18 protein-coding genes and 1 pseudogene are annotated in these 15,994 nt (G+C 71.4%); 9 read left to right on the forward strand and 10 right to left on the reverse strand.

Annotation, left to right across the window (positions count from 1 at the left end):
• The first annotated feature begins 32 nt into the window (after positions 1-32).
• Entirely contained in the window at positions 33-1,394 is a 1,362-nt protein-coding gene (mgtE, locus tag G545_RS0104085; RefSeq protein ID WP_027069280.1) for a magnesium transporter, read from the forward strand.
• Between the two features lie 123 nt (positions 1,395-1,517).
• The gene (locus G545_RS13465; protein ID WP_081677708.1) at positions 1,518-2,411 is read left to right on the forward strand and encodes a DNA ligase; all 894 of its coding nucleotides are present in this window, start codon (positions 1,518-1,520) and stop codon (positions 2,409-2,411) included.
• Here the strand turns inward: G545_RS13465 and G545_RS0104095 are convergent.
• From G545_RS0104095 to G545_RS0104105, 3 genes and pseudogenes are all read right to left on the reverse strand, one after another.
• Complete coding sequence (locus G545_RS0104095) at positions 2,396-3,346, reverse strand: aspartate carbamoyltransferase catalytic subunit (RefSeq protein ID WP_027069281.1); 951 nt, start codon at positions 3,344-3,346, stop codon at positions 2,396-2,398. The genes G545_RS13465 and G545_RS0104095 overlap by 16 nt on opposite strands.
• A 58-nt stretch (positions 3,347-3,404) precedes the next feature.
• A pseudogene (gene ruvX, locus G545_RS13470) lies at positions 3,405-3,893 on the reverse strand (Holliday junction resolvase RuvX); the annotation flags it as partial.
• Positions 3,890-4,456: a YqgE/AlgH family protein gene (locus G545_RS0104105; protein ID WP_027069282.1), complete on the reverse strand. Its 567-nt coding sequence runs from the start codon at positions 4,454-4,456 to the stop codon at positions 3,890-3,892. The gene G545_RS0104105 and the pseudogene ruvX, both read right to left, overlap by 4 nt.
• 163 nt (positions 4,457-4,619) lie before the next feature.
• Between G545_RS0104105 and G545_RS0104110 the strand changes: the two genes are divergently transcribed.
• The 3 genes from G545_RS0104110 to G545_RS0104120 are packed head-to-tail and all read left to right on the forward strand — an operon-like array spanning position 4,620 to position 7,280.
• Complete coding sequence (locus G545_RS0104110) at positions 4,620-6,413, forward strand: sensor histidine kinase (RefSeq protein WP_027069283.1); 1,794 nt, start codon at positions 4,620-4,622, stop codon at positions 6,411-6,413.
• Positions 6,410-6,847 carry a response regulator gene (locus G545_RS0104115; protein ID WP_027069284.1) on the forward strand — a complete coding sequence of 146 codons (438 nt, stop codon included), beginning with the start codon at positions 6,410-6,412 and terminating at the stop codon, positions 6,845-6,847. Before G545_RS0104110 ends, G545_RS0104115 begins: the two co-directional genes overlap by 4 nt.
• Positions 6,848-6,854: 7 nt before the next feature.
• Positions 6,855-7,280: a response regulator gene (locus tag G545_RS0104120; protein ID WP_027069285.1), complete on the forward strand. Its 426-nt coding sequence runs from the start codon at positions 6,855-6,857 to the stop codon at positions 7,278-7,280.
• On the opposite strand, the gene G545_RS0104125 is transcribed toward G545_RS0104120, so the two are convergent.
• Both G545_RS0104125 and G545_RS0104130 read right to left on the reverse strand, forming a co-directional pair.
• Positions 7,204-8,385 carry a PilT/PilU family type 4a pilus ATPase gene (locus tag G545_RS0104125; RefSeq protein WP_052106803.1) on the reverse strand — a complete coding sequence of 394 codons (1,182 nt, stop codon included), beginning with the start codon at positions 8,383-8,385 and terminating at the stop codon, positions 7,204-7,206. The two genes, G545_RS0104120 and G545_RS0104125, sit on opposite strands and share 77 nt — an antisense overlap.
• A 22-nt stretch (positions 8,386-8,407) precedes the next feature.
• A complete protein-coding gene (locus G545_RS0104130) occupies positions 8,408-9,445 on the reverse strand; it encodes a type IV pilus twitching motility protein PilT (protein WP_027069287.1) in 1,038 nt (345 codons plus the stop codon).
• Between the two features lie 199 nt (positions 9,446-9,644).
• Here G545_RS0104130 and proC point away from each other — a divergent pair, with 199 nt between their 5' ends.
• Positions 9,645-10,481, forward strand: a complete 837-nt coding sequence (gene proC, locus G545_RS0104135; protein WP_027069288.1) for a pyrroline-5-carboxylate reductase — start codon at positions 9,645-9,647, stop codon at positions 10,479-10,481.
• A gap of 10 nt (positions 10,482-10,491) precedes the next feature.
• Positions 10,492-10,977, forward strand: a complete 486-nt coding sequence (locus G545_RS13475; RefSeq protein ID WP_161625769.1) for a DUF4426 domain-containing protein — start codon at positions 10,492-10,494, stop codon at positions 10,975-10,977.
• Between the two features lie 52 nt (positions 10,978-11,029).
• Here the strand turns inward: G545_RS13475 and G545_RS13480 are convergent, their stop codons facing one another.
• From G545_RS13480 to G545_RS0104165, 5 genes are all read right to left on the reverse strand, one after another.
• Positions 11,030-12,049, reverse strand: coding sequence for a PA2778 family cysteine peptidase (locus G545_RS13480; protein WP_052347258.1), 1,020 nt, complete (start codon positions 12,047-12,049; stop codon positions 11,030-11,032).
• On the reverse strand, positions 12,049-12,423 hold the full coding sequence (locus G545_RS0104150) for a PA2779 family protein (protein WP_027069289.1): 375 nt from the start codon (positions 12,421-12,423) through the stop codon (positions 12,049-12,051). Before G545_RS0104150 ends, G545_RS13480 begins: the two co-directional genes overlap by 1 nt.
• 64 nt (positions 12,424-12,487) lie before the next feature.
• Complete coding sequence (locus G545_RS0104155) at positions 12,488-13,285, reverse strand: cobalamin-binding protein (protein ID WP_407059621.1); 798 nt, start codon at positions 13,283-13,285, stop codon at positions 12,488-12,490.
• Complete coding sequence (gene pdxH, locus G545_RS0104160) at positions 13,282-13,887, reverse strand: pyridoxamine 5'-phosphate oxidase (RefSeq protein WP_027069291.1); 606 nt, start codon at positions 13,885-13,887, stop codon at positions 13,282-13,284. The genes G545_RS0104155 and pdxH overlap by 4 nt, the downstream gene beginning before the upstream one ends.
• 58 nt (positions 13,888-13,945) lie before the next feature.
• Positions 13,946-14,149: a dodecin family protein gene (locus tag G545_RS0104165; protein ID WP_027069292.1), complete on the reverse strand. Its 204-nt coding sequence runs from the start codon at positions 14,147-14,149 to the stop codon at positions 13,946-13,948.
• Between the two features lie 119 nt (positions 14,150-14,268).
• Here G545_RS0104165 and G545_RS0104170 point away from each other — a divergent pair, with 119 nt between their 5' ends.
• Positions 14,269-14,805, forward strand: a complete 537-nt coding sequence (locus G545_RS0104170; RefSeq protein ID WP_027069293.1) for a shikimate kinase — start codon at positions 14,269-14,271, stop codon at positions 14,803-14,805.
• Entirely contained in the window at positions 14,802-15,905 is a 1,104-nt protein-coding gene (aroB, locus tag G545_RS0104175) for a 3-dehydroquinate synthase (RefSeq protein ID WP_027069294.1), read from the forward strand. Before G545_RS0104170 ends, aroB begins: the two co-directional genes overlap by 4 nt.
• The last annotated feature ends 89 nt before the right edge of the window (positions 15,906-15,994 follow it).

The raw sequence follows: 15,994 nt of genomic DNA on the forward strand, positions 1-15,994 counted from the left end.
CCGCGGCTGCGGCTTACGACCCGGAGTAAGGAATGGCCGAAGCCGACCGCCACGACAAGACGTCGCACCAGTTGCGGTTGCTCTCCGACGCGCTCGAGACCGGCCGGCTCGGCCCGGTCAAGCGCCTGGTCAACACGCTCTCCCCGGCCGAGATCGGCAACCTGCTCGAGTCGCTGCCGCTGGGCAAGCGCATCGTCGTATGGGGGCTGGTCGACCCCGACGACGACGGCGAGGTACTGGTCCACGTCGGCGACGAGGTCCGCGAGAGCCTCATCGCGGAGATGGACCCGGACGAGATCGTCGCCGCGGTCGAGGACCTGGACATCGACGACCTCGCCGACCTGGTCGAGGACCTGCCGGCCACGGTCATCGACGAGGTCCTCAAGTCGATGGACCGGGAGAACCGCGACCGCCTGGAGCAGGTGCTGTCGTACCCCGAGGACACCGCCGGCCGGCTGATGAACCCGGACGTGGTGACGGTCCGCGCCGACACCACGGTTGACGTCGTGCTGCGCTACCTGCGCCTTCGCGGCGAGCTGCCCGAGCACACCGACTACCTGTACGTGGTCAACCGGCGGCACCAGTACCTGGGGCGGATCGGCCTGGCGCAGCTGCTGACCCACGACGCCGGCACGCCGATCAACCAGCTGCTGGACGACGAGCAGGCGGCGATCGGGGTCGAGGAATCCGACAGCGAGGTCGCCCGGCAGTTCTCCGACCGCGACTGGCTCAGCGCGCCGGTGGTCGACGACAACCACATCCTGCTCGGCCGCATCACCATCGACGACGTGGTCGACATCATCCGCGAGCAGGCCGAGCACCAGGCGCTCAGCGCCGCCGGCCTGGACGAGGACGAGGACCTGTTCAGCCCGGCCAAGCGCGCCTTCCGCGGCCGGCTGCTGTGGCTGGCGGTCAACCTGGCCACGGCGTTCATCGCCGCCGGCGTGATCGGGCGCTTCGAGGACTCGATCGAGCAGATCGTCGCGCTGGCGATCCTGATGCCGATCGTCGCCGGCATGGGTGGCAACGCCGGCACCCAGGTGCTCGCGCTGATGATCCGCGGCCTGGCGCTGGGCCAGATCGGCTCGTCCAACTTCCGGGTGCTGCTGCGCAAGGAGATCGGCGTGGCGCTGATCAACGGCGTGCTGCTGGGTTCCGGGCTGGGCCTGATCGTGCTGGCCTGGTTCCACAGTCCGATGCTGTCGCTGGTCATCGGCACCGCCCTGACCATCAACCTGCTTACGGCGGCGACGGCGGGGGTGCTCGTGCCGCTGACCCTGAAGCGGCGCGGCTTCGATCCGGCGCTGGCCGGCGGCGTGCTGCTGACGACCATCACCGACGTGATGGGCTTCCTGAGCTTCCTGGGCCTGGCGACGCTGGTCCTGCTGCGGTGAGTCCCGGCGCGCGGCGCTGACGGCGCCCCGCTGCGGTTTCCTACCGGCCGGCAGGCCGGGTCCCGATGGGCCCCGCCCGTGGCGCGGCGTTCTACTGGTGTCATTCCCACCTGGATGACACCGATGGCGCGAATGCTCCTCCTGTTGCTGGCGCTGCTGGCCGCGATCGTTCAGGCGCACGCCGGTCCGCCGCGTCCGCCGGAGCTGATGCTGGCCACCTCCTATGCGGAAGGCGTGGAGGTCCGCGACTATTGGGTCAGCGAGAAACTCGATGGCGTCCGCGGCCACTGGGACGGCACGACCCTGTGGACCCGCGGTGGTTACCCGGTCGCCGCGCCCGCGTGGTTCACCGCCGGCTGGCCGCCGGTGGCGATCGACGGCGAGCTCTGGATCGGCCGCGGCCGGTTCGAGGAGGCCAGCAGCCTGGTCCGCACGCTGGACGCGGACCCGGAGCGCTGGCGCGCGATCCGCTTCATGGCCTTCGACCTTCCCGGGCACCCGGGCGGTTTCGGGGCGCGCCTGCGGGCGTTGCACACCCTCGTGGACGGCAGCGGCAGCCCGTGGCTGCAGGTGGTCGAGCAGGTCCGCGTCGCCGACGCCGACGCGCTAGACCGGCGCCTGCAGTCCGTGCTCGCCGCATGCGGCGAAGGGCTGATGCTCCACCACCATGATTCGCCGTACGTGGCCGGGCGCAGCGAGCGGCTGCTCAAGTACAAGCCCTACGACGACGCCGAGGCGCGGGTGGTCGGCCACACGCCCGGCAAGGGGAAGTACGAGGGAATGACCGGCGCCCTGGTGGTGGAACGCGCCGACGGACTGCGCTTCCGCCTTGGCAGTGGCCTGAGCGATGCCGAGCGTGCACGCCCGCCGCCCCTGGGCACCTGGGTGACCTACCGCTACAACGGGACCACCTCGAAGGGCGTGCCCCGGTTCGCGCGGTTCCTGCGGGTGCGCCGGGAACTGCCCCCACCCGACCCCGGAGGCTCGCCGCCTTCCGGATTTCAGGTCACCCAATGAGGCGCCGGCGGCTGCCCCAGCAGCGCCTCCAGCACGGCGGCGCGCACCGCCACGCCGTTGGCGACCTGGCGCAGGACCAGCGACTGCGGTCCATCGACCACCTCGTCGGTGACCTCCACGCCCCGGTTGACCGGGCCGGGATGCATCACCACCGCACCCGGCGCGGCCAGGCGCAGGCGACGGGCATCCAGCCCGTAATCACGGTGGTAGTCCTCGAGCGATGCCACCAAGCCGTCCACCATCCGCTCGCGCTGCAGGCGCAGCAGCATCACCACGTCCACGCCGTCGAGCGCCCGGTCGAGTTCGGGCACTACGGTGCAGCCGTCCAGTTCATCGGCCTGCGGCAACAGGTTCGCCGGCGCACTCACCCGGATGTCCCGAACGCCCAGGGTGCGCAGGCCCTGCAGGTCGGAGCGCGCGACCCGCGAGTGGCGCACGTCGCCCACCACCAGCACCTTCAGCCCCGACAGGTCCGGGCCGCGGACCTGCCGCAGGGTGAGCATGTCCAGCAGCCCCTGGGTGGGATGGGCGTTGCGTCCGTCGCCGGCATTGACCAGCACCGTCCCCGGCCTGGCGTGCGCGGCCAGCGCACGCACCGCGCCGTCACCGCCATGGCGCACCACGAAGCCACGCACGCCCATCGCCTCCAGCGTGCGCAGGGTATCGACGTCGGTCTCGCCCTTGCTGGCCGAGGACGTCGACACGTCGAAGCCGAGCACGTGGGCGCCGAGCCGCTGCGCCGCAAGCTGGAAGCTCAGCCGGGTGCGCGTGGAGGGCTCGAAGAACAGCGTGCACACCGCCACTCCCTCGAGTGCCGGCGGCACGGTCCCGCCGCGTGCGAAGTGGTCGGCACGCTCGAGCAGCATTTCCATCCGCTCGCGCGGCATGGTGGCGAGGTCGAGCAGGTGGGCGTCGTTGTCAGCGTGCCGGCTCATCGGTTTCCCCTGTCTGGGTTGCGCCGGCGCCGGGCGCCGGCAGGCGGTCGAGGTCGATCGCATCCGCGGGCGCGGCGAACCAGCGCTCGACGATCACCGCCGCGGCCATCGCGTCCAGCGCCGCCGCGTCGCGCCGGCGCTTGCCGCCCGATGCCCGCGCGGCGGCAAAGCGGCGCGCGGCCTCCTGCGAACTGGAGCGCTCGTCGACCAGCACCACCGGCAGGCGGTAGCGCGCGCGGAGCTGGCGTGCGAACACGTGGGCCCGTATCCGGGCCGGCTGGTCCCCGTCATCCAGGGTCAGCGGGTCCCCGACGACCAGGCCGCCGGGCTGCCATTCGCGCCGGATCCGGTCCAGGGCGTTCCAGTCCGGTTCGCCACCGCGGACCTCCACCACGGCCACGGCCCTGCCACCGTCCCCGAACGCGCTGCCCACCGCCACGCCGATGCGGCGCGAGCCCACGTCGAAGCCGAGCACGGTCGCGTCGGGGGAGATGGCCGCGGGCGCCTCGTCCGCCGCCGGCACGCCTGCGGATCCGCCGGGGTTCATGCGTGTCCGGCGTAGTCCGCCAGGTGCGCGAAGTCGACCCCGATGCGGCCGGCCGCGGCTTCCCAGCGCGTTTCCAGGGGCAGCTTGAACAGGAGCTCGTGGTCCGAGGGCGCGGTCAGCCAGTCGTTGTCGGCCAGTTCCTGTTCGAGCTGACCGGGCTCCCAGCCGGCGCAGCCCAGCGCCACCACCGCGTTCTCCGGCCCCTTTCCATGCGCCATGTCCTCGAGGATCTCGCGCGAGGTGGTCAGGTACAGGCCTTCGGCGATCTCCAGCGAGGAGTCCCAGCGCATGCCGCCGTCGTGGATCACGAATCCGCGCTCCGGGTGCACCGGTCCCCCGGCCAGCACCGGCTGGGCCAGCAGCCCGGGGCTTCCGCCCTCCACGTCCATCTGCCCCAGCACGTCGCCGATGGTGTACTCGGAAGGCCGGTTGACGACGATGCCCATGGCACCGTCCTCGTCGTGCTGGCAGATCAGGGCGACGCTGCGCGCGAAGCCGCTGCCCGCCAGCGACGGCAGGGCGATCAGCAACTGGTTGGCGAAGTTCGAAACCGGGGTCAGCATGGCGGCATTCTAGCCCGCGGCCGGATCAAGGCCGCGCATCGGGGGCCGGGCCGGGGCCGGGTTTGACCACGCCCGCCGCGCCCGGCCATCATGCCGGGTCGCGCGCCGGCCGCGCGCGCAGTAGAGACACACGGGGGGCGGGATGCAGAACGCGCGGGGCGCCATGGAACGACGGACGCGGTGGCAGTTGCCGGCGCTGTTCCTGGCCATGCTGGCGATCGTGGTCCTGCCGCTGTCCTTCCTGTACTGGGTCGTCAACACCGAGACCGAGTCGGCGCGCCGGCTGGAGCATTCGCGCCAGATCGAGAGCGCGATCCACGCGCTCAACTACGCCATCCGTGACCTGGAGTCCGCGACCTTCGCCCTGGCCGCCGGCATCGACACGCCACTGGTGCGCTCGCGCCTGGAGGACAGCACCGCGCTGCTGGACCAGCAGTTCGAGGAGCTTGCCGCGCTGACGGTCGACGACCCGGGCCAGCAGCGCCGGATCGGCGAGCTGCGGGCGGTGCTCGAACAGCGCCGCCTGCTAACCGGCGGCGTGGTCCACAGCCGGAGTCCGGAGGAGCTGATGGAGGTGGCCCAGGAGGCGGTCACCCGGTTCCCGGTGCGCGGGGTCACACGCGAGATCATCGATGCCGAGCGCCGCGTGCTCGGCGAACGCAGCGAGGAGGCCGAACGGCTGCGCCGCCGCAGCGCCCAGCTCACCCTGGCGACGATGTTCCTGCAGCTCGCCCTGCTTGGCGGCCTGGGCTGGCTCCTGCAGCGGCAGCTCGCCCAGCGCCTGCAGATCCAGCGCGAACTGCAGCAGGCGAGCCTGCGCGCCAGCGCGGTGATGCAGACCGTTCGCGAGCCGATCGTGCTGCTCGACGAGGAACAGGCGATCGTCATGCACAACGCCGCCTTCGCCGAGCTCTACACCGGCGATCCACGCGCCGAGCTGGAAGGCAGGCCACTGCGCGAGGTGGGCGATGGCCAGTGGGACGACCCGGTGATCCTGCAGCGCCTCAACGACGTCCTGTACCGCGACCGGGAGCTCTGGGACCACGAACTGCGCCAGCGCACCAGCGACGAGAGCGAGCGTGTGATGCTGGTCAACGCGCGGCTCATGCCCCTGCCCGACCGTGACGATCCCGTGGTCCTGGTCACCGTCAGCGACGTGACCGCGCAGAAGGGAATCGAGCACCAGGTCCGCCACCTCAACCGCCAGCTCGAGGGCAAGATCGACCAGGTTTCGGAGGTCAACCGCGAGCTGGAGGCCTTCAGCTACTCGGTCTCGCACGACCTGCGCGCACCGTTGCGGCACATCGCCGGGTTCGCCGACAAGCTCGAGCGCCGGCTGGGGGACGGGGCCGACGAGAAGACCCGCCACTACCTGGGGGTGATCGGCTCCTCGGCCACGCGGATGGCGGAACTGATCGACGACCTGCTGGTGTACTCGCGCCTGGGCCGCAGCGCGCTGCGCCTGCAGGCGGTGGACATGCAGAGCCTCGTTGCGGAGACCCGCGCGATGCTGGACGCCAACCTCGCCAACGACAGCCCCGGCCGGCGGGTGGAGTGGCGCATCGGCCCGCTGCCGATCCTGGTCGGCGACGAGAACATGCTGCGCCAGGTCTGGCTCAACCTGCTCGGCAACGCCGTCAAGTACACCGACACGCGCAATCCCGCCGTCATCGAGGTCAGCCACGAGCGCGAGGACGACGGCAGCCACCGTTTCACGGTCAAGGACAACGGGGCCGGTTTCGACATGCAATACGCGGGTAAGCTGTTCGGCGTGTTCCAGCGCATGCACAAGGCCTCCGAGTACCAGGGCACCGGCATCGGCCTGGCCAGCGTCCGGCGCGTGGTCACCCGCCACGGCGGCCAGGTCGGCGCCGAGGCCGCACCGGGCGCAGGCGCCACCTTCCACTTCACCATTCCAGCGTCGCTGGACAATCCGCCATCGGAGCCCACGCAATGAGCAACATCCGCACCATCCTGCTGGCCGAAGACAGCCCCGCCGACGCCGAGATGGCCCTGGACGCGCTGGGCGACGCCAACCTGGTCAACCCGGTCGTGCACGTCGAGGACGGCGTGGAAGTGATGGACTACCTGCTGCGCCGCGGGCGCTTCGCCGACCGCAAGGAAGGCCACCCGGCGGTGCTGCTGCTGGACATCAAGATGCCGCGCATGGACGGGCTGGAAGTGTTGCAGCAGATGCGCGAGAACGAAGCCCTGCGCCGCATCCCCGTGGTCATGCTGACCTCCTCCAGCGAGGAGAGCGACCTGGCCCGCAGCTGGGACCTGGGCGTCAACGCCTACGTGGTCAAGCCGGTGGATGCCGACCAGTTCTTCACCGCGGTCAAGACGCTGGGGCAATTCTGGGCGGTCTTCAACGAGGCGCCCTCGGAGTAGGCGCGCCATGGACATCGTGCTGGTCGAGGACAGCGTCGAGGACGCCGAGTTGCTCGAACTGGCAATGGAGGACACGGGCCTGGCCGTGCGCTGGACCCGGGTCGAGACCCGCGGGGCGCTGGAGCATGCGCTGCGCGAGCGTGTCCCGGACCTGGTCGTGTCCGACCTGGCGTTGCCAGGCTTCGACGGCATGGAAGCACTGGCGATCGTGCGCGCCACGCACCCCCGCTGCCCGCTCGTGTTCCTGAGCGGGAGCGAGGATCCCGACCGCGAGGCCGACGCGCGCCAGGCAGGCGCGAGCGGCTTCTATTCCAAGTTCCGGCTGGAGCGGCTGGTGGCGGACGTGGCCGCCGGGATCACCGCAGCTCCGCCACCTCGACCCCGTCCAGGCCCGCCGACAGCGTGTTTGCATCCCCGCCCTGCGCAAGCTTGATGCGCAGGCGGACCTCGTTCTGGGAGTCGGCGAAGCGCAGCGCGTCGTCGTAGCTGATCTCGCCCGCCTGGTACAGGGCGAACAGCGCCTGGTCGAAGGTCTGCATGCCCAGCTGGGTGGATTCCTTCATCACTTCCTTGAGCTTGTGGACCTCGCCGTCGCGGATGTAGTCCTGCACCAGCGGGGTGCCCAGCAGGATCTCCATCGCCACGCGCCGGCCCTTGCCGTCGGGCGTGGGGATCAGCTGCTGGGCGACCACGCCCTTGAGGTTGAGCGACAGGTCCATCAGCAGCTGGTCGCGCCGGTCCTCGGGGAAGAAGTTGATGATCCGGTCCATCGCCTGGTTGGCGTTGTTGGCGTGCAGCGTGCACAGCACCAGGTGGCCGGTCTCGGCGAAGGCGATGGCGTGGTCCATGCCCTCGCGGGTGCGCACCTCGCCGATCATGATCACGTCCGGCGCCTGGCGCAGGGTGTTCTTGAGCGCGTTCTCCCAGGAGTCGGTGTCGATGCCGACCTCGCGCTGGGTGATGATGCAGCCCTGGTGGCGGTGCACGAACTCGATCGGGTCCTCGATGGTGATGATGTGCCCGGTCGAATTGGCGTTGCGGTAGCCGATCATCGCCGCCAGCGAGGTCGACTTGCCGGTGCCGGTGGCGCCCACGAAGATGATGATGCCGCGCTTGGTCATCGACAGCGTCTTCAGCACCGGCGGCAGGTTGAGCTCCTCGAAGGTCGGGATCTTGGTCTCGATCCGGCGCAGCACCATGCCCACCTGGTTGCGCTGGTAGAAGCAGCTCACGCGGAAGCGCCCCACCCCGGCAAGGCCGATGGCGAAGTTGGCCTCGTGGGTCTTCTCGAACTCCTCGCGCTGGGTGGGGTTCATCACGTTGAGCACCAGGTCCCGGCTCTGCTGGGGCGTCAGCGGGTTCTGGGTGATCGGCGAGATCTTGCCGTGGACCTTCATCGACGGCGGCATGCCGGCGGTGATGAACAGGTCGGAGGCCTTCTGGTGCGCCATCAGCTTCAGGAACGAGGTGAAGTCGATGGGGGTGCTGCCGGCGCTGGCGCCGGTGTTGCCGGTGTTGCCGGGCGTGCTGGTGCTCATGTCGGGGTCCTCGTCCTGGCGCTCAGTCGAACAGGCGCTTGTCCCTGGCGTATTCGCGGGCCTGCGGGCGCAGGATCATCCCGCGCTTGACCAGGTCCTGGAGGTGCTGGTCCAGGGTCATCATGCCGGCGTTCTGGCCGGTCTGGATGGCCGAGTACATCTGCGCCACCTTGTCCTCGCGGATCAGGTTACGGATCGCCGGTGTGCCCACCATGATTTCCCAGGCCGCGGTGCGCCCGCCGCCGACCTTCTTCAGCAGCGCCTGGCTGATCACCGCGCGCAGCGATTCGGACAGCATCGAGCGGACCATCGGCTTCTCGCCGGCCGGGAACACGTCGATGATGCGGTCCACGGTCTTGGCTGCCGAGGAGGTGTGCAAGGTGCCGAACACCAGGTGGCCGGTCTCCGCGGCGGTCAGCGCCAGGCGGATGGTCTCCAGGTCGCGCAGCTCGCCGACCAGCACGTAGTCCGGGTCCTCGCGCAGCGCCGAGCGCAGGGCCTCGTTGAAGCCGTGGGTGTCGCGGTGTACCTCGCGCTGGTTGATCAGGCACTTCTGCGAGGTGTGCACGAACTCGATCGGGTCCTCGATGGTGAGGATGTGCGCGTATTCCTGCTTGTTGATGTGGTCGATCATCGCCGCCAGCGTGGTCGACTTGCCCGAACCGGTCGGACCGGTGACCAGGATCAGGCCCTGCGGCTGGTCGATCAGCTCGCGGAAGATCCGCGGGGTGCCCAGGTCCTCAAGCGTCAGCACCTCCGAAGGAATGGTGCGGAAGACGGCCCCGGCGCCGCGGTTCTGGTTGAAGGCGTTGACGCGGAAGCGCGCCAGCCCGGCGATCTCGAACGAGAAGTCGACCTCGAGGAACTCCTCGTAGTCGCGCCGCTGCTTGTCCGACATGATGTCGTAGACCAGCGCGTGCACCGCCTTGTGGTCCAGCGCCGGGATGTTGATGCGGCGCACGTCGCCGTCGACCCGGATCATCGGCGGCATGCCGGCCGAGAGGTGGAGGTCGGAGGCCTTGTTCTTGACCGAGAATGCCAGCAGTTCGGCGATGTCCATGCGTGCTCCCCGCGCGCTCTGCAGTGGCGGCCCGTGCACGCCCCTGCGCTGTAATGACGCGGCGTTCGGCCGCCGCGCCCCCTGCGGGCGAGTATAGCCCTGCCGCCGGCGCGCGATACGGCCCGTCATCACAGCTCCGGGAGGCGTCGCCGTGGCGGCCGTCCTACACTGTGGGGCTTTCGTCGAACAGGGCAGGAACATGAACGAACGGACCGGCAGCCCGGTGGTCGCCTTCATCGGCGGCGGGAACATGGCGAGCAGCCTCGTCGGCGGCATGGTCGCCCGTGGTGGCGATCCGTCGCGGATCCGCGTGGCCGACCGCAACGCCCCGAACCGCGAGCGGCTGTGCGCCAGCTTCGGCGTGCAGTGCTTCGCCACCCCGGAGGAGGCCGTGGACGGCGCGGACTTCTGGGTGCTGGCGGTCAAGCCCCAGGGGATGCGGTTGGTGTGCAACGACCTGGCGCCGCTGGCGCAGCAGGTCCGTCCGGTCGCGGTGTCGGTGGCGGCGGGGATCACCTCCCGGCAGGTGGCCGACTGGCTCGGCGGCGCCGTGCCCGTGGTCCGGGCCATGCCCAACACCCCGTCCCTCCTGGGCGCCGGCATGACCGGCCTGTACGCCAACGAGCACGTCGAAGAGCACCAGCGCGCGCAGGCCGGCGAGCTGCTGGCCGCGGTCGGCGAGGTGGAGTGGATCGCGGACGAGGCCCTGATGGACGCGGTCACCGGCGTGTCCGGCAGCGGCCCGGCCTATTTGTTCCTGATGGCCGAGGCGATGGCCGACGCCGGCGCGGCGCAGGGATTGCCGCGCGACGTCGCCGCCCGGCTGGCGAACCAGACCATCCTGGGCGCGGCGCGGATGCTGGTCGAATCCGGCGAGGACGCCGCGACGCTGCGGCGCCGGGTCACCTCGCCCGGGGGGACCACGCAGGCCGGGCTGGAAGCCTTCGAGGAAGGCGGGCTGCGTGCCCTGGTCGAGCGCGCAGTGGGCGCGGCGACCCGGCGCGGCGCGGAACTGTCGGCCGCCAATGAAGACTGAGGGAGGCGCCATGGGCGGACTGCCATACGGGAGGCGTGCAGGCGCCGGCCGGTTGTGGCTGGCCTGCCTGCTCGCAGGCCTGCTGGCGGCGTGTGGCGCCGAGCCGGTGGCGGAGACCGGGCTGAAGCCGCACGAGGCGTCGCTGCAGCTGCGCGACGCCACCGTCCGGGCGAACCTCATCCCCACCGGCAACCTCAGCGAGGCGATGGCACGCCAGTACGGCATCGAGCGCGGAGAAGGCACGGTCCTGCTGCTGGTGTCGGTGCGCCGACCGGCCGACGGCGGGCAGGTGTCGCTCCCGGCCCGGGTCAGCGCCACCGCGACGGACCTGCACGGCACCCAGCAGACGATCGAGCTGCGCGAACTCGAGGCCGGTGGTTTCCTCGACCATGCCGGCACCTTCCAGGCGCGCCCGCGGGACACGCTGACCTTCGCGGTGGAGGTCCGCCGCGAAGGGGAGCCCCCGGCGACGCTGCGGTTCAACCACGACTTCTGAGGGGACCGGCGCGGCCCACTGACCCGCGCTCATTCCGGCACGGCCGGGGCGCCTACTGCGCCCCCGCCTCCACCGGAATCCCGTGCGCCGTGCACGCCCCGGAAGATCGCGCACCGGGGCGCGCCTCCTCCAGCTCACCGCGCGTGAGCTCCAGCTCGGCCCGCCACGGCCCGTCCGGCGGATGCGCCTCCAGGGCGGCCGCGAGCACCGCCCTGGCCTGGGCAGGGCAGCCCAGCTCCCCGAGCACGCTCGCATAGTTGTTTCCCAGCACCGCGTCGTCGGGCGCCAGGCCGAGGCCGTCGCGGTAGTGGACGGCCGCCTGCTCCAGCGCGCCGGAAGCGTAGGCCCGGTTGCCTGCAGCCAGGTGCGCACGCGCGTCCCGGGGCCAGCGCAGCAGCGCCGCCTCGTATGCGGGCCTGGCCGCCTCCGCGCCGGCCACCTGCTCGAAATCCGCCACGGCGGCCAGGTAGCGCACCGGGTCCGCCCGGGCCGGGATTTCGCCGGGCCGCAGCGACAGCAGCCCCCACCGCCCGGCCCAGTCCCAGGTCCGCAGGAACCTCGGTGCCGGCATCTCCAGCCCCTGGATCGTGCCGCTGTTGAGCACCAGCCGGTTCGCGCCGGCATCCACGCCCACCACCACCGCGTAGTGCCAGCGCGGCACGGTGCGCACCAGCAGGTTCTGCAGGACCAGCACCGGGCGGCCGGCGCGCAGTTCGTCCAGCAGCGCCTCCGGCTCCGGGTCGATCACGTACGGGATGCGGCCGGCGCGCCGCGTGGCCGCGACCAGCTCCAGCTGGAGGCTGCCCTCGCGCCCCGGCAGGTAGACCTGCGGGACCAGCGACTCCGGCTCGACCGGGACCCCGCTTGCGCCCAGGACCGTGGCCAGCGCCGCGGGACCGCACTGGTACTCGGTCTGGGGATGGAACGGGGTGTCGAGCAGCAGCGTCCCGGAAGGAGCCTCGCTCCGGGCGAGCTGCCAGTCGGGATTGACCGAGCAGCCGGACACGACTGCGGCGGCGAGCACCAGGCCCGCCGCCGCACGCCATGCCCGCCCCGCCGGGCGGACCGCCATCAGATCCGGTTGAAGACGTTGGTGACGCCGACCAGCTCCAGGATCAGCAGCACCAGGAACACGACGCCGATCACGGCGAGCGCATCGCCACCGGCGGGAAGGCGGTCCAGCTGGCCCTCCAGCTGCAGCAGCTCGGCATCGCTGAGCGAGGCGACGCGCGCCTCGGCGTCCACCGGGTCCACGCCCAGCTGCTGCATCGCCTGCCGGACATCGTCGCGCGCCAGCGAGGAGCGCACCCGGGTCTCCTTGGCCGAACGCAACTCGGCGCTCATCGCCTGCTGGGTGCCGATGACGCCGGCATTGGCGGTGTTGGCGACCAGCGACAGCGAAAGGGCCGCGACTAGGAACGGGGTGAGGATCAGCTTCTGGAACATGGGAGGGCCTCGTTCAGGGGGAACCGGGGGATCGTATGCCACACGCGGCGTGAAGGCCCATGCCCTACCCGTGACGCAGGCCCCAGTCCCGGATGATCCGGGCGATCGCGTCGACCCCGTCGGTCAGTGCGGCGGGGCCGGGCTGGAGGATGATCGGCGACTTCACCTCGTGCAGCTCGCCGTCGCGCACCGCCGGGATGGCGTCCCAACCCGGGCGGGCGGCCACGTGCTCCGGACGGAACTTCTTGCCGCACCAGGAGCCCATGATGATGTCCGGCGCGCGGCGCACCACCTCGGATGGATCCTCCAGGATCCGCGCCTTCGCCAGCGGCTCGGCCGCGCGCTCCGGGAAGACGTCGTCGCCGCCGGCGATGCGCACCAGCTCGGCCACCCAACGGATCCCGGTGATCGGCGGGTCGTCCCATTCCTCGAAATAGACCTTGGGTCGGCGCGGCAGGGTGGCGGCTTGGGCCTGGATGCGCTCGAGTCGGCGCTGCAGTTCGTCCGCCCAGGCCTCCGCGCGCGCCGCCGCGCCGACCATCGCGCCCAGGCGCCGGATGTAGTCGAGGATCCCGTCGACGCTGCGGTGGTTGCTGATCCAGACCTCCACGCCACGGCGCACCAGCTCGGCGGCGATGTCGGCCTGGATGTCGGAAAAGCCCACCACGAAGTCCGGCTCCAGCTCCAGGATCCGGCCGATCTTGGCGCTGGTGAAGGCGCTGACCTTCGGCTTTTCCTTGCGCGCCCGCGCCGGCCGCACGGTGAAACCACTGATGCCGACGATGCGGTCGGACTCGCCCAGCGCGTACAGGACCTCGGTGGGTTCCTCGGTGAGGCAGACGATCCGCCGGGGCCCGGTCACGGATACAGCATCCGCTTGGTCCATTCGCCGGCGAGGTCGCTCTCGTAGAGGATGCGCTCGTGCAGGCGGTGCCCGGCGGCGTACCAGAACTCGAAGTACTTGGGACGCACCCGGATGCCGCCCCAGCGCGGCGGCCGCGGGATGTCGCGGCCCTCGAACTGCTGCTCCACCTCGGCGATGCGCTCGCTGAAGCGCTGGCGGGTCTCCATGGTCTCGGACTGCTTGGACGCCCACGCGCCGACCTGGCTGCCGCGGCTGCGGCTGGCGAAGTACGCGTCGGCCTCCTCGTCGGACACCAGCTCCACGGGGCCTTCGATCCGGACCTGCACCCCTTCGTCCACGCGCGGCCAGTGGAACACCAGCGCGGCCTGGCGGTTGTCCTGCAACTCGCGCCCCTTGCGGCCGTCCAGGTGGGTGTAGAAGACGAAGCCGCGCTCGTCGTGCGCCTTGAGCAGCACCATCCGCGCCGAGGGGCGTGCATCGAGGGTGGCGGTGGCCACCGTCATCGCGGTCGGGTCCGGCTCGCGGGCAAGCCGGGCGCGCTCGAACAGGGCATCGAAGGTGGCGAGTGCCTCGCCAAGGAGTTCGGGTGTGGTGTCCATGCCCCGCATTGTGGACCGCCCGGCGGGCGCTGCCCACGCCCGCCCGCGACCGGCAACGTCAGTCGACGACGAAGGTGACCTTCATGTCGACCCGCCACTCGGTGATGTTGCCGTCGCCGTCCACCTGGACCTTGGTTTCCTTGATCCAGGCGCCGCGGATGTTCTTTATGCTCTCGGAGGCCTTCTTCAGCCCCTGGCGTACCGCATCCTCGACGCTCTTGTCGGACGATGAGTAGATCTCGATCACCTTGGCTACGGCCATTGCGGTTCTCCTTCCGGTGTTGCGGCCGCGTCGCGGCCGGGAACGACCGACCCTCGCAGGCGCACCGTAAAGCGGGTGCATCCGCTACGTGAGGAAGCGGGGCTGGCTAGAATCGCGGGATGAAGTCCGCCCCCAACCTCGCCCTGGTAGGCCCCATGGGGGCCGGCAAGAGCAGCGTCGCCGCGATCCTGGCCGGACGGACCGGGCTGGAGCGCGTGGACGTGGATGCCGAGGTCGAGCGCGTCGCCGGTACATCGGTGACCGCCATTTTCGGGCACTCCGGCGAAGCCGCCTTCCGCGAACTCGAAGCCGCGGCGCTCCAGCGCCTGCTCCAGGGCTCCGGACTGCTGGTGGCCACGGGGGGCGGCGCCGTGCTCGACCCCACCAGCCGCGCCCTGCTCGCGGAGCGCGCCTTCGTCGTCCACCTGCACGCCACCCCGGCCGAACAGATGGCCAGGCTCGCCGGGGATACCTCCCGCCCCCTGCTGCAGGGCCACGACGCCGCGGCCCGCCTGGAGCAACTGGCCCGGGAACGGGATCCGCTCTACGCCGCCGTCGCCGACCTGCGCGTGGACACCGCCGGGTCGACGCCAGGGCAGGTGGCCTCGCGCATCCGTGCCGCGCTGGAAGGCCGCTGGCGGGGAGTCGCCGCATGAGCGGGGCCTCCACGCTGCAGGTCGGCGGGCCGCGTCCCTACCTGCTGCACGTCGGCCCCGGCCTGCTGTCCGACGCCGGGCTGCTCGCCCGCTGCCTGCGCGGCCGCCACGTGCTGGTCGTCACCGACGACAACGTTGCCCCGCTCCACGCCGACCGGCTGGTGGACGCGCTCACGAGGCCCGGTCTGACGGTGGCCCGCCACGTTCTCCCCGCCGGCGAACACGAGAAGACCCTGGCCCGCTTCGGCGAGGTGCTCGAGTCGCTTGCAAGGCTCGGCGCCACCCGCGACGCAACCGTCCTTGCGCTGGGCGGCGGCGTGGTCGGGGACCTGGCGGGCTTCGCGGCCGCCTGCTGGATGCGCGGCATCGACGTGGTCCAGTTGCCGACCACCCTGCTGGCGATGGTGGATTCCTCGGTGGGCGGCAAGACCGCGGTCGACCTGCCTGCCGGCAAGAACCTGGCCGGCGCCTTCCATCCCCCCGCCGCCGTCCTCGCCGACACCACCATCCTGCGCACCCTCCCCGAGCGCGAGCTGCGCGCCGGGCTGGCCGAGGTGGTGAAGTACGGCGCGATCTTCGATGCCGGCTTCCTTGAATGGCTCGGCGCCAACGCCGGCGGCCTGCTCGCCCGCGACGACGCCGCCGTCACCGAAGCGGTCCTGCGCTCCTGCCGCTACAAGGCCGAGGTGGTCGAGCGCGACCCGTACGAGCGCGGCGAGCGCGCACTGCTCAACTTCGGCCACACCTTTGCCCACGCGATCGAGGCCGAACAGGGCTACGCCGCCGCGGGCGACGGCCTGAACCATGGCGAGGCGGTGGCGGTCGGCATGGTGCTCGCCGCCGACCTGTCCACCCGCCTGCGCCTCGCCCGCAACGAAGACCGCGACCGCCTTCGCGCGCTCCTGGAGCGCCTGGGCCTACCCACGGCCCTGCCCGCGGGCCTCAAGCCCGGGGCCCTGCTCGCCCGCATGCGCCTGGACAAGAAGGCCGACGCCTCCGGCCTGCGCTTCATCCTCTGGACCGCGCCCGGCGAGGCCCGCATCGTCACTGCGGTCTCCGAGGATGCGGTTCTCCGGACATTGGAGGCAGGGGCTTCTTAGGGGTCGCGGCCTCGCGACCTCCCCGAAGGATGCCCCCGGCCCGGACCCAAGCCGGATCCCCGCGTGCGCGGGGATGACGGGAGGGACCC

Source organism: Lysobacter defluvii IMMIB APB-9 = DSM 18482 (assembly GCF_000423325.1).
In the GTDB taxonomy this organism is placed as follows: domain Bacteria; phylum Pseudomonadota; class Gammaproteobacteria; order Xanthomonadales; family Xanthomonadaceae; genus Novilysobacter; species Novilysobacter defluvii.

Coding starts and splice junctions, on each gene's coding strand:
- mgtE (WP_027069280.1), top strand. CDS start 33: ATGGCCGAAGCCGACCGCCACGACAAGACGTCGCACCAGTTGCGGTTG.
- G545_RS13475 (WP_161625769.1), top strand. CDS start 10,492: ATGGGCGGACTGCCATACGGGAGGCGTGCAGGCGCCGGCCGGTTGTGG.
- G545_RS0104115 (WP_027069284.1), top strand. CDS start 6,410: ATGAGCAACATCCGCACCATCCTGCTGGCCGAAGACAGCCCCGCCGAC.
- G545_RS0104095 (WP_027069281.1), bottom strand. CDS start 3,346: ATGAGCCGGCACGCTGACAACGACGCCCACCTGCTCGACCTCGCCACC.
- G545_RS0104105 (WP_027069282.1), bottom strand. CDS start 4,456: ATGCTGACCCCGGTTTCGAACTTCGCCAACCAGTTGCTGATCGCCCTG.
- G545_RS0104150 (WP_027069289.1), bottom strand. CDS start 12,423: ATGTTCCAGAAGCTGATCCTCACCCCGTTCCTAGTCGCGGCCCTTTCG.
- G545_RS0104125 (WP_052106803.1), bottom strand. CDS start 8,385: ATGAGCACCAGCACGCCCGGCAACACCGGCAACACCGGCGCCAGCGCC.
- G545_RS0104130 (WP_027069287.1), bottom strand. CDS start 9,445: ATGGACATCGCCGAACTGCTGGCATTCTCGGTCAAGAACAAGGCCTCC.
- G545_RS13465 (WP_081677708.1), top strand. CDS start 1,518: ATGGCGCGAATGCTCCTCCTGTTGCTGGCGCTGCTGGCCGCGATCGTT.
- pdxH (WP_027069291.1), bottom strand. CDS start 13,887: ATGGACACCACACCCGAACTCCTTGGCGAGGCACTCGCCACCTTCGAT.
- G545_RS0104120 (WP_027069285.1), top strand. CDS start 6,855: ATGGACATCGTGCTGGTCGAGGACAGCGTCGAGGACGCCGAGTTGCTC.
- proC (WP_027069288.1), top strand. CDS start 9,645: ATGAACGAACGGACCGGCAGCCCGGTGGTCGCCTTCATCGGCGGCGGG.
- G545_RS13480 (WP_052347258.1), bottom strand. CDS start 12,049: ATGGCGGTCCGCCCGGCGGGGCGGGCATGGCGTGCGGCGGCGGGCCTG.
- G545_RS0104170 (WP_027069293.1), top strand. CDS start 14,269: ATGAAGTCCGCCCCCAACCTCGCCCTGGTAGGCCCCATGGGGGCCGGC.
- G545_RS0104165 (WP_027069292.1), bottom strand. CDS start 14,149: ATGGCCGTAGCCAAGGTGATCGAGATCTACTCATCGTCCGACAAGAGC.
- G545_RS0104110 (WP_027069283.1), top strand. CDS start 4,620: ATGGAACGACGGACGCGGTGGCAGTTGCCGGCGCTGTTCCTGGCCATG.
- aroB (WP_027069294.1), top strand. CDS start 14,802: ATGAGCGGGGCCTCCACGCTGCAGGTCGGCGGGCCGCGTCCCTACCTG.